A 12,927-nucleotide genomic window follows, 5' to 3' on the forward strand; every position below is an offset into this window, starting at 1 on the left:
ACAACCACCCCACAGGGGTTCGTCGCGAGAATTTATTAACCTTTTGTTTCTAAAGATCGGTCGGCCGTACCTTCAAATGCCGATCCCAGGAGAAGCCTGAGAACCCAGTTGTCAACCCTCCCCACGGCCTCCCGGAGCTCATCAGGATCGGCAAGGTTCCCGGAAGCGTAGAGGTAGAGCGCGTAGGCCATTAGCTTGGGATCCCCCTCCTTGGAGACCTCCACGGCCCTAGCCAAGAGTGGATCCTCGAGGAGTTTGTCCGCAAGGAGGCGGAGTGCCCCGGCGTCTCCCTTTTCAAGGGCCTCACGGAGGGGAACGTAGAAGTCCTTGACGACCCTTCTAGCTGCCCTGGCCCTCTCCGCCAGATCGAAGCTTTCCTCCCCGCTTCCCTTGGACTGGAGGTAGTAGAGAACCACCATCACAAGAACCCCAACGGTGAGGACGGCGTAGACCATGAGCGAGGCGCGGGAAGAAGAGCCCAAGATGCCCCTGTATCGCGATCTCAAGAAGTAGAGGATGAGCAGGCCGCCGATGACCCATGCCGCGCTCACCCACAGGTAAGTGCTGAACTGGGACTGGACCTTGGGAATGGGCCTCCTCTCCTCAACCAGGGCCCTCTCCTCGGCTATCTCGGCGAGGGCGTTAAGCCTTCTCACGCGCTTTTCGATCTCATCGAACACCTCCTTCGGGACGTTCATGTCTCCTCACCGAGAATTATCGCGGCTATTTTCTCTGAAACCACCTTGAGAACGGCTTCACCCTTCTCGGCGGTGGCGCCGCTGGGATCGTCGTTCACCCCGTCGGGGAAGACCTCCTTTCCGATGTCCTTCCGTATGACCCTGACGCGCTTCTTCACCTTCCTCCCCCTTGCCTCCTCCATCTTCACCAGCTCCCCCCTGATTGCCAGCATCACGGAGGTCTCGTCTTCCCCGGCGTGCCCCTGGCTCGAACATACTGAGAGTATCTCCTCCCTGAAGTCAAGCCACCAGTTCACGAGGATAACCTCGAGCTCGGGGTAGAGCTCGGCAACGTCCTCGGCCGCCTCGATCAGGGGGTAGATATTGCCGCCGTGCCCGTTCAGGAGCACCACCTTCCGGAAGCCCTCCGCGGCGAGCTCCGAGAGGATGTCACCAACGTACATCCTGAGGGACTCCGGGCGGACGTTTATCGTGCCAGGATAGACGTTGAGGACGAAGCTGTGCCCGTACCATACGGGTGGAAGAACCAGAACCTCTGAACCTCTCCGGCGGACTTCCTCCTCGACCCGCCTCGCTATCTCCAGCGGCGCGAAGGTGTCGGTTCCAAGGGGGAGGTGCCTTCCGTGAGCCTCGACGCTCCCAACTGGGAGTATAACCGCGCTGACGTTATCCCTTATTCTATCGAACTCAGGCCAGGTTAGATCCTCCATCCTCATGGTACCACCGGTGAGGTTAGGGCAAACTTCCTATAAGCTTTGAGCTTTTACTCCGCGGAGCTGAGGCGGTAGAAGGGAACCATTCCTATGAGGGCAAACACGTACTGGGTCAGGAACTTGTAGACGAAGGCTATCGTTGCCCCAGCTGGTACGTCCCCGATGGCCAGCATGACGCCGAGTTCGTTGCCCCCCACGCCACCAGGCGTTCCAAAGACGCCTCCGATCACAGTGGAGTAGGTCACGCTCACAAGGCCCCTCCAGATGGGAACGCTCACCCCAAAGGCCCTTCCGGTAGAGACCAGGGCCAGGGCTAAGAAGAGGGACTGGAGGGGGGCCAGGAGGAAAGCCTCAAAGAAACGGCCCCTCTTGGCGTCCTTCCACCCCAGGTAGAACCCGTGAATCCACCTCTCCCTCCCTATCAGGCGAAAGGGGAGCGAAACTATCGGGTAAAGGGAATCCTCATGGACGAGGGCCCAGAGCAGGATGAGGAGACCGGGCAAAACCACGCGCTCTCCGATGAGTGTCGCCACGATGGCCCCGGGGAGTATCTCAAGGGCCGTGACGAGGCCCACCACTCCTAGGGACTTCCACCAGTCCGACATCGCGTATTTCGCCTTGACTATGCCCCCAACGGCCGAGTTCAGGGCCATCGAGATGTAGCTCGACATCAGGTTCAGGAGCACGAGCCTCCTGAAGCTCGTCTCCCTCACGCCGGACATGAGGAGGTACCACACAAGGGTGTACACTAGGAATGCCGCCACCCCGAACAGGAAAGCCAAGAGCAGGTAAGGGAGCTCGACCTCAGACCACGCTATAGCCCCGGCTTCCCGGGAGATCCGGAAGGCCAGAAAAAGGCCGAGAGCCAAGGTGACAAAAAGCGAAAGGATCCTGCGGTGTTTGGGGTTCACCCTTCCTCCTCCAGAAGCTTCCTGACGTAGCGCGGCATCTGGAAGAGCGTCTCGTGCCTCTCGGGGTCGTAGTAGTAGAGCTCGAGGTCCTTGGCGCGCTCAAGGTCGACCTTCGTGAAGTCTAGGTCACCCTTTACGCCGACGAGGAAGCTCCAGGGCGAGGCGTAGCCGATGACCGGGAAGCTGAAGTAGTAGACACGGTCGAAGACCTTCTTCATGGCCCTGTATGCATCGAGGAGCTCGTTGGTGAAGAGGTAGACGCTCCCGGCCTGGGTGATGTAGATTCCGGGATCGTTCAGCTTCTCGTAGGCGTCGCGGTAGAACTCCTCGCTGAAGAGGAGCTTCGCCGGGCCAACCGGGTCGGTGGAGTCGACTATCATCGCGTCGAACGTATCTTTGCTCTCGCGCAGGTATTTAACGCCGTCCCCGATTATGAGCTCAGCCCTCTCGCACTCCTTCTTTATCAGCCTGTCGAGCAGGTCTTTGGCGACGTCTAGGTAGAGGTAAGAGGCTTCAACCACGCCATCGTCTATCTCGACCATCGTGGCCTTCTCTACCGTCTCGTGCCTGAGAACCTCGCGGAGCGTTCCTCCGTCGCCGCCGCCTATGACCAGGACGCGCCTAGGGTTGGGGTGGGCAAGAAGGGCCGGATGAACTAGAACCTCGTGGTAGCTCTCCTCGCCGACCTCGACGAGCTGGACCGTCCCGTCGAGGACGAGCAGCTTCCCAAAGCCTTCCGTCTCGTAGATCTCGAGCCTCTGGTAATCGGTCTGGGTCTCGAAGAGCCTCCTAGTGACCTTGAAGCCAACGCCGTAACCTCTCGGGTACCACTCAATGAAGGCGTTATCCTCGCTGTTGAACGGCACGCGCATCACCTACGGGTAGCTCGGCCATAGGGTTTTAAACCTAGTGCCCCATCAATGTACATTTGGGGACAAAGCTTATAAACGCTGAAAAGTAACCGATCGCGATGACGGAGGTTAAACTCAGAAAGCTGCTGTTCCAGAGGATAAGGGACCTCTCAGATGAAATCGAGGAGGGATTAGCCTACGGGACCCCCCATCTCGTCGGGGAGATATCGCGGGATTCAAACGGGGACGTGAACCTCGATCTGAGGATCGTCCACTTCGCGGATGCCTCACACAGAATCCTTCTCCAGGAGGATAACTCCGTTCTGTTCATGCTCCCTATCAACGAGTCGAACGCTAGGAAAGTCTTCCTGGAGCTGTGGAGCTTTCTTAAGGGAAGACCGCAGGGGAACGATCTCGGGCCTGGAACGTCCATTAAGGGCGTTTTAAAAACCGCCCTCAGGAGGAGGGGCTTTGAGGTCATATGGATGAGCGTGATTGGGGGCGACTCCAGGGGGTACGTGGAGGTCATAGCCTCAAAAGCTGAAAAAAGGTACAGGATGGTCTTTGAGAGAAAGTCCCCGGACGAGTTCGTCCTCATGGAAATGGAAAAGATGTGATCAGTAGGGGAACATGACGACCACAGCGAGGGCAGCCGCGGGCTTGTCCTTTACAGTTATGCTCGCGCTCGCGACCTTGAATTCTGCCAGCTTCCAGCCCCTCTGGGCGAAGCCCTCCTCGACCATCTTCCTGACCATCTCCTCGGCCTCTTCCTTCGTGCAGTAGCCGGAGTACTCGTATATTAGGCCGCCCTCGTTGTTCTCGCTTATGCCAACCCCAAGGGCCGCGCTGATGGTCATCCCAGGCTCGTCGCTCTCGATGTGCGCGTAGACCGTCGGCAGGAGCATTCCTATGGGGACGTCGTGGACTTTCTCCATCCACTCGATGTGGGCCGGGATGACACTGCTGAGCTTGACGAGGTTGACGTTACCTATGCCGAGCTTCAGGAGAGCGTTATCGAAAGCGTTGAGCTTCGTTCCCCCTTCGGCGGCCGCAGCACCGATAAAAGCTCTCTTCGGGGTCATCCAACTCATCTCTACCACCCATCTCACTTTTTAACTACCCGTTCCCTCATCACCGCGCTTATAAAGGTTTCGAAGGTACAGAAGAGGTCGAGAAGGGCTTTATCCCGGCTACCCCCTGCTGGACGAGGCGAGATGGGCCACCCTGCCGACGGTGGCGGAGACGAATATTCCCAGCACGCTAGCGAGGGATGCAAGGGCGTACATGTGCTCGCTCAGAACCCCGTAGGAGTAGCCGACCTCACCCACGAGCAGACCGAGGACGCCGAAGCTCGATATTCCAGCGGCGCGGGTTAGGGACGTCCTGACGTCCCCCTCCCACACCACGATCATCGTGAACAGGAGCCTGACCAGGTAGATGACCACGAAGAAGTACACAACGACCGCGGAGAACTCCGTCTCGAAGTTTATGCCCCTCCAAGCGAAGAAAATCGGGGCGAATATTCCGTAGGTTATCCCCGATATTATGGTGTGAACCCTCTCGTACTGCCTGGTCCCCATGAGGTCGCTGTGGAGCATCAGGCCAACCAAGAAAGCCCCTATGCTGAAATGAAGACCGATCTCCTCGCTTATTAATCCCAGGGAAGTTGCCAGTATCATGACGATTCCGAAGACCGCCTCGTCGCTCTTCAGCCTCCTGAGCCGGGTGATTATCCAGAGCTTGTGTCTTATGCCGAGCCAGTAGTTGATTCCAAGGACGACGCCGAGGAAGAGGGCGTCCTTGACCAGCTCGAGGCCAAGCTCGAAATAGCTCAGGTGGTGGAGCTCGAAGTTTATGAGGAGATAGAGTATCACGAGAGCTCCAACCTCGCTTATAACCGCGTAGGATAGGGCAACGTGAAGGAAATCGGAGCCAAAGAACCGCTCCAGCCTTAGAACTATGGGGGCCGATGCCACCGCCAGTATCGAAGCCACCACAACGTTGTCCGGGCCAAGCCGGTAGTTCGTGAAGGGTATCGTGATAAGGAACATCAGGACGATGGTGACGATGTATATGGGGGCGCTCTTCCTCCCGCCGATCCTTACCTCCTCCGGCGTCAGTTCGAGGCCGGCGTACATCATCAGGAAGAATATCCCGAGCTCGGCAAGCAGGTCCAGCTCGCTACGCGGAAGATCGTGAATCACGACCCCGAGGAAAAGACCCGCCGTTATCTCGCCAAGGAAGCCGGGATAGCCGAGCCTTTCGAAGATCTCGGCGAGAACCCTTGCCACCGCGATTATTATGAACACGTAGCCTATAACGTCCATTAAGCGCACCCCTATGCGCAAACCGTTAAAAGGATAGAAGAACCCGCGTCACCGGATGATTACGTTGAGCTTCTTAAGGCTTATCTTAACGCTGTACTCCTTCGAGATGTCCCTAATCACCCTGAGTATCGTCTCCCTGGCGTCCTGCTTCAGTTTGTTCTCGTCAACGCCTGAGAAGGCCCCGAAGAGGCCACCGACTTCCTCCTTGAGGAAGGAGGCCTCTATCTCGATGTAGACTGTGGTGTCCTTAACGTCCCAGTTCAGCTTCAGCCACTTGAAAGTCACCCTGGGGATCAGCTTAAGCTCGGTGTGAAGCCTGCTCTTCAGGGCCTCCATTGCGGGCTCTATCCTGCTCCTCAGCATGGTCTCCTCGCTCTCGCGCTTCTTCTCCTCCGTCAGGAAGGACAGCTCCTCAATGCCAGCCTGCTTCAGGAGCTTCTCGACCTCTTTCTCAAGCTCGGCTTTCCTCTCGAGTATCTGGGCCGCCTTACCGCTGGTCACGGCCTTGTGGTGGACAACCGAGGCCTCAGGCTTCTTTATGAACTCAACCTCCACGTTGTGGACTGTCATGTACCTGTTGAGGGTCCTTCCAAGCTCCTTGGTGTGTCTGGAGATCACGTCCTTCACAAGCCTCTCCACCTGATCCTCGGGGAGAGAGGTCTCAACTGCGAGCTTGGCGTTGACCTCGAACTCCCTGCGGCCCTTCACGTCAAAATTGGCACCCCTAACGATCACTCCTGCTTCTTGGAGCTCCCCAACGACGGTCCTGGCCATGGCACTGAAGTAGGGCCAGACGTCCTCAAGGACGGCCAGGGTTATCCTGCCCTCCCTGTCGACCTTCCCAACCTTCTTCTTGTCCTTCTCGACGATCTCCTGGGGAGCTACTTCCCTTCCGTCGAGGATGACCTTTATGTTGCGGAGTATGGGCTTGATGTCAGCTATCCTGAGTATCACGGGGGCGTGCTTGCTTATCGCGTGGAGCATCCTCTTCTCGGCTATCTCCCTCATCTGGCCCTCGCTGTGGCCGTAGAGGTGAACGTCGAGGTAAACGACGCCCCCCGAGAGTTCACCGGAGTACACGACCCTGTTGAGCCTCAGGGTGCGTATCCTCTTTGCCTCGGAGAGGAGGTGCTTTGTGTACTCCTTCAGGGCCTCCTCAAGAACCTCCCCCCCGGGTATCTCGATGACTATCTCTATCCCCCCCTCCCTGGCCGAGGGGGGCTTTGGTTTAGGCGCCTCGGGGGACGGCTTTGGAGCCGGCTTCGGGATCTCCTTGGGTTTCTGAACCGGTGCCGGCTGGGTCACGGGCTTTCCGGTGAAAAGCTCGTCTATGGGCACCTTGGGGGTCTGACCGTATATGTCCAGGTTATCGGCTATCGAGAGCTTCACCCCGATCTCATCGAGGGGGTAGACGTCAACTATAACCGGGCCCTTAAGGAGCTCCTTAAGCAGGTTAACGGCCTCGTCACCCACCACGGGGGTGTTAGAATCTACCTCCTGACCTTCCGCAGCTAAAAGCTTGGTCCTGTCAAAGAGCACCGTTATGTAGTAACGGGAGTTCCCCTTCTTCCCGAAGAGCTTTATGAAAACCCCGCCGGACTCGGATGCCATCTCCTTGATCTCCCTAATCAACTCCTCCGGGGAGGTGATAACCGCGTTTTCCTTAACCGGCTTAATATCAGGCAGCTTCATGTTCTCACCGTCTGATTCCGTTGTGATGATTCGATCGACATCTATATATATCCGGAGCCCTCAACGTGGGTAGAGTACACTTTAGGATTATGTGAACGTATCTATTTAAACGTTGTTGCTCAAAGGTGGTGATCATGAGGATCCTCATCCTGGGCGGGGGAAGCATAGGCAGACAGATAGCCGAAGCTCTGAAAGGAGAGTTCGAAATCGTTATAGTCGAGAAGGATGAGCTCAGGGCAAGATCGCTCGAGGAGAGCGGCTTCAGCGTTGTTAACGGGGACTTCTCCTACACGGCAACTCTTCTGAAGGCAGGAATAGAGAGGGCCGACGCCGTCGTCATCACCACCCGCAACCTCGAGACGGTGAAGAAGACCGTTTACATAATCAGAACGAACAACAAGGACGTTCCGATAATAACCCTCCTCCCCGATGACATGCCCAAGGAGACGCTGGAGGACGTGATCCTTGAGGAGTTTGAGAAGGAAGCTAGGATAGACCACGGCATCTACCCCCAGAAGGCCATAACGGAGGCGTTCCTCAGGACGATACTCCAGCTCGGCGAGAAAAAGAACGCGCTCCTCCTCATAAAAAAGCTCCAGGAGATCAAGCAGAAGACTGATTCCCTGCTGATACTCACCCACGACAACCCGGACCCGGACGCGATCTCCGCAGCCGTAGCATTAGCGGCCATAGCCCAGAACGTCGGCCTCAAACCGCACATAGCCTACGGAGGGGAGATAACCCACCACGAGAACCAGGCCTTCGTCAACCTTCTCGGCGTCAACCTGAGGAAGGTCTCAAGGGGGTCCTACGAGATAAGGAAGCACAGCGCCATAGCCCTGGTAGACACCCAGCCCAACGGTAACCTCACCGTCCTGGAGCAGGAGGACTACTCAAAGGTTCAGGTGCTCATAGACCACCACCAGATATTCCAGCACCTCCACGACCTCCTGCCGGGCGGGGCGTTCATCGACATCAGGGAGGACGTGAAGGCCTCCGCCTCCATCCTGACCGAGTATCTAAAGGCCATGAACATCAGCCCGTCCGAGAACCTAGCAACCGCCCTCTTCTACGGGATCTACACGGACACCAAGAAGTTCTCAAAGCTGAGCGCCATAGACCTCAAGGCCATAGAGTTTCTAGCCGGAAAGGTCAACCACGAGCTCCTCGACAGGATAGAGCACCCCGACATATCAACAGAAACGGCCGAGATACTGGCCAGGGCGATATTGAACAGGAAGGCCTACAAGAACGTCGTCGTGTCCAACGTTGGGTTCATACGGAACAGGGACGCCCTGGCGGAATCGGCGGACTTCCTCCTCAGGCTCGAAGGCATAAGCACGGTTCTAGTCTTCGGCATAGTCGAGGACTACATCGAGATGTCCGCCAGGACGAGGGACGTCCGCGTAAACATAGGGGCCGTCATGAAGGAGGCCTTTGGGGACATAGGCAGCGGCGGCGGCCACGCCACGATGGGGGGAGCGAGGATACCATTGGGCCTCTTCAAGCTCGCCAAGGACAAGAGCTCCCTCCTTAAGCTCGCCGAGGAAGCGATAACCGAGAAGTTCCTCGAGGCCCTCAGGATAAAGGAGCAACGCTAACCTGTGGGCCCGACCGATCCCCCGCTTTCATTGCGGGCTTTTCTACCCCCTCTAGCGGTCCGGAGATCGGGCCCTGTGCGCCCGGCATCGTCGCACCCGCTCATCGACGGCCCAGCCTTCTCCCGGGCCCGGGCCACCGGGCGCGACCGTCGTTGAAGATTTATCGGGGCGGTATTTAAGGATTTCACCTTTAATAACCACTGGGAATATTCTCACGGCGACTTCATGCCGAAAAGTATATAAGCTGATGAACAGACCTGCTCACACGCATCTGGAGGTGACGCTCATGGTCGAGAAGGTTAGGAACATAGTGGTTGAGGAGATGGTAAGGACCCCGGTTGAAATGCAGAAGGTAGAACTCGTCGAGAGGAAGGGTATAGGCCACCCGGACAGCATTGCAGATGGCATCGCCGAGGCCGTAAGCAGGGCCCTCAGCAGGGAGTACATAAAGCGCTACGGAATAATCCTCCACCACAACACCGACCAGGTCGAGGTCGTTGGCGGTAGGGCCTACCCGAGGTTCGGCGGCGGCGAGGTCATAAAGCCGATCTACATCCTCCTCTCAGGAAGGGCCGTCGAGATGGTTGACAGGGAGTTCTTCCCGGTCCACGAGATAGCCATAAAGGCCGCCAAGGACTACCTCAGGAAAGCTGTTCGCCACCTCGACCTCGAGCACCACGTCATCATCGATTCGCGCATCGGCCAGGGAAGCGTTGACCTTGTGGGGGTCTTCAACAAGGCCAAGGAGAACCCGATTCCCCTGGCAAACGACACCTCCTTTGGCGTTGGCTACGCCCCGCTCAGCGAGACCGAGAGGATAGTCCTCGAGACTGAAAGGCTACTCAACAGCGACGAGTTCAAGAAGAAGTGGCCAGCTGTCGGCGAGGACATCAAGGTCATGGGCCTCAGGAAGGGGGACGAGATAGACCTGACAATAGCAGCCGCCATAGTCGACAGCGAGGTCGATACGCCAGACGACTACATGGCCGTCAAGGAGGCCATCTACGAGGCCGCCAAGGAGATAGTAGAAGAGCATACCCAGAGGCCGACCAAGATCTACGTCAACACCGCCGACGACCCGAAGAAGGGCATCTACTACATCACCGTCACCGGAACGAGCGCCGAGGCCGGAGACGACGGTTCCGTTGGAAGGGGCAACCGCGTTAACGGCCTGATAACTCCGAACAGGCACATGAGCATGGAAGCCGCTGCCGGAAAGAACCCGGTCAGCCACGTTGGAAAGATCTACAACCTCCTCTCCATGCTCATAGCCAACGACATAGCAGAACAGGTCGAGGGAGTCGAGGAGGTCTACGTCAGGATCCTGAGCCAGATAGGCAAGCCGATCGACGAGCCGCTCGTTGCCAGCGTTCAGATAATACCGAAGAGGGGCTACTCGATCGACGTTCTCGAGAAGCCGGCCTATGAGATAGCCGACGCGTGGCTCACCGACATAAACAAGATCCAGAAGATGATCCTCGAGGACAAGCTCAGCGTCTTCTGATTTCTTACCCTTCTTCTATCATCGCCATTATCTTCCTGTGGAGCTGTTTTATCAGCTCCCTCCTGTCCTCCATGAGAACCACGTCGCTCGCTCCAATCGCTTCGAGGTTGAAGGCGAAGGGACTCGGCACGCTGTGGGTTTCGAAGACGACCTTTATCTTACCCTCCTTAACCCAGCTCAGGAAGGCCTCGGCGCTCTCAACGTCCATCTTGTCCTCCATAATCTCGCGGTAGACCTCCTTGAGGAGCGGGAAGTCCGGGTAGTTCTCCTTCAAAACCTTGAGTAGCGCGACCGCCATGACCTGCTGTCTTCCAAGCCTCTTGCTCCTTCCGACGTAGCGCCTGAGTATGAGCAACCCGCGGTTGGCCACGTGGCGGAAGCGCCTCTTCAGCAGTTCAGTGTTGTCTAAAGCCCTCTTGAGAACCTCACGGAGGTCCTCGAGCTGGAAGAGCTCCCTTATCTCGACCTCGGAAAGCCTCGCCTCCTTCGGAACCCTTAGGAGGAAGCCGTTGTCGTTTATTGCTATTCCAACGTTGCAGCCCTTCCAGCGGCTTATCGCGTAGGCGAAGGCCCTGCTCAGGGCATCGTTCGCCCTTCTTCCGATTAATGTGTGGAAGAAGTACTCCCAGGTTTTCTCCTTCTCGACCTCCTCAACTAGAACCGTCTCATCGTCTGGAACTGTGGAGTAGCGCGCCTGCTCGCGGAAGTAGGCTATGATTGCCCTCGCCGCCTTCTCGTCTATGCCGTACTTCCTCGTGAGCCTTCTAACCGCGTCCCTTCTCCCAAGGAGGCCCTTAATCTCCTTCCTAAATCTCTGAATATCAAGGGCAAGGTCAAAGCTCAGCGGGAGCATCTCTGAGAACCATGCCGGAATTGTGGGTTTCGCCCCCTCGCGCGGGATAACGTATATCTTATTGCCCCTGCTCTTGACGAACTCGTAGGTTCTGCCAGCTAAGACGAAGATGTCGCCGGGCATTAACCTCTCCGCGAACTCCTCCTCGACCGTCCCTATCATCTGCTTGTCCATGGTGTAAACGCGGATTTTGGCTTCGTCTGGAATCGTGCCGACGTTCATGTAGTAAATGGCCCTCGTCATCTTACCGCGCCTTCCGAAGCGCCCATCCTCAAGCCATATCTTGGCGTAAACCTTTCTCTCCTCAAGGCCCGCGTATTCGCCGGCAAGGTACTTTAGAACGCTCATGAAGTCCTCGAAGGGAAGCTCGTGGAAGGGGTAAGCCCTCCTGACCACGCGATAAGCTTCTTCGACCTCCCACACCCTGTTGAGCGCCATCCCGAGGAGGTGTTGAACGAGAACGTCGAGCGGGTTTTTGGGTATCTTGACCCTGTCAAGCCTCCTGTTCCGGGCGTTGTGCGCTAAGACGGTAACCTCGACCAAATCGTCCCTGTCGAGGGCGAGGATTATTCCTTTGCTGACCTCGTGGAGCCTGTGGCCTGCCCTCCCAATCCTCTGCAAGGCCCTGTTCACACTCTTAGGCGAACCGATAAGGACGACGAGGTCTATCGTACCAATGTCAATCCCCAACTCTAAACTCGTTGAAGTGACAACCGCTTTAAGCTCCCCTCTCTTCAGCTTCTCCTCGACGTCGAGACGAACCTCGCGCGAGAGACTTGAGTGGTGGGCCTCGATTAAACCTTCGAACTCAGGATAGCGCTTCTTTAGATTGAAGGCAACTCTCTCGGCGCCGCTTCTCGTGTTTGTGAAGATGAGCGTTGTCCTGTGGGCTTTTATCAGCTCGGCCAGGCGTTTGTAAAGGGCCTCGCTCAGAACGCTCGCCGGGGTGTATATTAAGTCCTCAACGACGCTCTCAACCTTTATCTCGGTCTCCTTGGCGAAGCTGACATCAACTATAATGCCGGGCCTTGGGTTTCCCTCGTCGTCGAAGCCGAAGACGAACTTCGCTACCTCCTCAAGGGGGTGTATCGTCGCGCTCAGGCCGATTCTCACGAAGTCATTATCGGCCATCTCCTGGAGCCTCTCAACGCTTAACGCGAGGTGTGAACCACGCTTGTTCTCTGCCAACGCGTGAACCTCGTCTATTATGAGGTACTTAACCGTCTTGAGCCTCTCGCGGAACTTGGGGGCGTTTAAAGCTATGGCGAGGCTTTCAGGCGTTGTTATAAGTATGTGGGGAGGCTTCTTCACCATCTTGCTCTTCTCGTAGCTTGAAGTGTCGCTCGTCCTTATTCCAACGCGGATCTCGGGCAAATCGTAGCCGAGCTCCTTCGCAACTTCCTTAATTTCAGCCAAAGGGCCCTCAAGGTTGCGCTTTATGTCGTTGTTGAGGGCCCTGAGCGGTGAGACGTAGAGAACGTAGATTCTATCCTCAAGCTTCCCCTCCTTGCCAAGGAGAATCAACTCGTTTATGGCTGAAAGGAAAGCGGATAAAGTCTTTCCAGAACCGGTAGGTGAGGAAATGAGGACGTTCTCTCCCCTGTGGATTTCCACTACCGCGTAGCGCTGGGGAGGGGTGAACGTTCCAAACTTCCGCCTAAACCACTCCCTAACCGGCTCGCTCAGGATTGAGAATATCTCCTCATCGCCGTATTCTCTCTCGGCCCACCGGATCATCACCGGAACTTATTAGGTTTGATTAAAAGCTTTTTGGTTT

General features: G+C 56.8%; 11 protein-coding genes. 3 read left to right on the top strand and 8 right to left on the bottom strand.

All coding sequences use genetic code 11. The features are described 5' to 3' along the window. Window positions 1-35: 35 nt before the first annotated feature. From ACZ5AM_RS10345 to speE, 4 genes are read right to left on the bottom strand one after another with little or no spacing between them, the layout of a single operon-like run. On the bottom strand, window positions 36-698 hold the full coding sequence (locus tag ACZ5AM_RS10345; RefSeq protein ID WP_464914859.1) for a hypothetical protein: 663 nt from the start codon (window positions 696-698) through the stop codon (window positions 36-38). Continuing rightward, window positions 695-1,414, bottom strand: coding sequence for a creatininase family protein (locus ACZ5AM_RS10350; protein ID WP_464914860.1), 720 nt, complete (start codon window positions 1,412-1,414; stop codon window positions 695-697). The genes ACZ5AM_RS10345 and ACZ5AM_RS10350 overlap by 4 nt, the downstream gene beginning before the upstream one ends. Before the next feature lie 47 nt (window positions 1,415-1,461). After that, window positions 1,462-2,322, bottom strand: coding sequence for a hypothetical protein (locus tag ACZ5AM_RS10355; RefSeq protein ID WP_464914861.1), 861 nt, complete (start codon window positions 2,320-2,322; stop codon window positions 1,462-1,464). Next, window positions 2,319-3,194 carry a polyamine aminopropyltransferase gene (gene speE / locus ACZ5AM_RS10360; RefSeq protein ID WP_464916144.1) on the bottom strand — a complete coding sequence of 292 codons (876 nt, stop codon included), beginning with the start codon at window positions 3,192-3,194 and terminating at the stop codon, window positions 2,319-2,321. The genes ACZ5AM_RS10355 and speE overlap by 4 nt, the downstream gene beginning before the upstream one ends. Before the next feature lie 98 nt (window positions 3,195-3,292). Between speE and ACZ5AM_RS10365 the strand changes: the two genes are divergently transcribed. Then, entirely contained in the window at window positions 3,293-3,790 is a 498-nt protein-coding gene (locus ACZ5AM_RS10365) for a hypothetical protein (protein WP_464914862.1), read from the top strand. Here ACZ5AM_RS10365 and ACZ5AM_RS10370 read toward each other — a convergent pair whose 3' ends face one another. The 3 genes from ACZ5AM_RS10370 to ACZ5AM_RS10380 all read right to left on the bottom strand — a co-directional run bounded on the left by ACZ5AM_RS10370 (window position 3,791) and on the right by ACZ5AM_RS10380 (window position 7,192). Next, the gene (locus ACZ5AM_RS10370; RefSeq protein WP_464914863.1) at window positions 3,791-4,264 is read right to left on the bottom strand and encodes a pyruvoyl-dependent arginine decarboxylase; all 474 of its coding nucleotides are present in this window, start codon (window positions 4,262-4,264) and stop codon (window positions 3,791-3,793) included. A gap of 99 nt (window positions 4,265-4,363) precedes the next feature. Next, window positions 4,364-5,500: a cation:proton antiporter gene (locus tag ACZ5AM_RS10375; RefSeq protein ID WP_464914864.1), complete on the bottom strand. Its 1,137-nt coding sequence runs from the start codon at window positions 5,498-5,500 to the stop codon at window positions 4,364-4,366. 48 nt (window positions 5,501-5,548) lie between these two features. Beyond that, window positions 5,549-7,192, bottom strand: coding sequence for a DUF2226 domain-containing protein (locus tag ACZ5AM_RS10380; RefSeq protein WP_464914865.1), 1,644 nt, complete (start codon window positions 7,190-7,192; stop codon window positions 5,549-5,551). Between the two features lie 134 nt (window positions 7,193-7,326). Between ACZ5AM_RS10380 and ACZ5AM_RS10385 the strand changes: the two genes are divergently transcribed. Together ACZ5AM_RS10385 and ACZ5AM_RS10390 are read left to right on the top strand one after the other, a co-directional pair. Next, window positions 7,327-8,793 (top strand): DHH family phosphoesterase, encoded by a 1,467-nt coding sequence (locus ACZ5AM_RS10385; RefSeq protein ID WP_464914866.1) that lies wholly within the window; start codon window positions 7,327-7,329, stop codon window positions 8,791-8,793. Between the two features lie 286 nt (window positions 8,794-9,079). Then, the gene (locus ACZ5AM_RS10390) at window positions 9,080-10,297 is read left to right on the top strand and encodes a methionine adenosyltransferase (protein ID WP_464914867.1); all 1,218 of its coding nucleotides are present in this window, start codon (window positions 9,080-9,082) and stop codon (window positions 10,295-10,297) included. A 4-nt stretch (window positions 10,298-10,301) separates the two neighbouring features. On the opposite strand, the gene ACZ5AM_RS10395 is transcribed toward ACZ5AM_RS10390, so the two are convergent. After that, window positions 10,302-12,887 carry an ATP-dependent helicase gene (locus ACZ5AM_RS10395; protein WP_464914868.1) on the bottom strand — a complete coding sequence of 862 codons (2,586 nt, stop codon included), beginning with the start codon at window positions 12,885-12,887 and terminating at the stop codon, window positions 10,302-10,304. Window positions 12,888-12,927 lie beyond the last annotated feature (40 nt).

The sequence above is a fragment of the Thermococcus fumicolans genome (assembly GCF_055386755.1).

Coding starts and splice junctions, on each gene's coding strand:
- ACZ5AM_RS10365 (WP_464914862.1), top strand. CDS start 3,293: ATGACGGAGGTTAAACTCAGAAAGCTGCTGTTCCAGAGGATAAGGGAC.
- speE (WP_464916144.1), bottom strand. CDS start 3,194: ATGCGCGTGCCGTTCAACAGCGAGGATAACGCCTTCATTGAGTGGTAC.
- ACZ5AM_RS10385 (WP_464914866.1), top strand. CDS start 7,327: ATGAGGATCCTCATCCTGGGCGGGGGAAGCATAGGCAGACAGATAGCC.
- ACZ5AM_RS10380 (WP_464914865.1), bottom strand. CDS start 7,192: ATGAAGCTGCCTGATATTAAGCCGGTTAAGGAAAACGCGGTTATCACC.
- ACZ5AM_RS10350 (WP_464914860.1), bottom strand. CDS start 1,414: ATGAGGATGGAGGATCTAACCTGGCCTGAGTTCGATAGAATAAGGGAT.
- ACZ5AM_RS10370 (WP_464914863.1), bottom strand. CDS start 4,264: ATGAGTTGGATGACCCCGAAGAGAGCTTTTATCGGTGCTGCGGCCGCC.
- ACZ5AM_RS10395 (WP_464914868.1), bottom strand. CDS start 12,887: ATGATCCGGTGGGCCGAGAGAGAATACGGCGATGAGGAGATATTCTCA.
- ACZ5AM_RS10345 (WP_464914859.1), bottom strand. CDS start 698: ATGAACGTCCCGAAGGAGGTGTTCGATGAGATCGAAAAGCGCGTGAGA.
- ACZ5AM_RS10390 (WP_464914867.1), top strand. CDS start 9,080: ATGGTCGAGAAGGTTAGGAACATAGTGGTTGAGGAGATGGTAAGGACC.
- ACZ5AM_RS10375 (WP_464914864.1), bottom strand. CDS start 5,500: ATGGACGTTATAGGCTACGTGTTCATAATAATCGCGGTGGCAAGGGTT.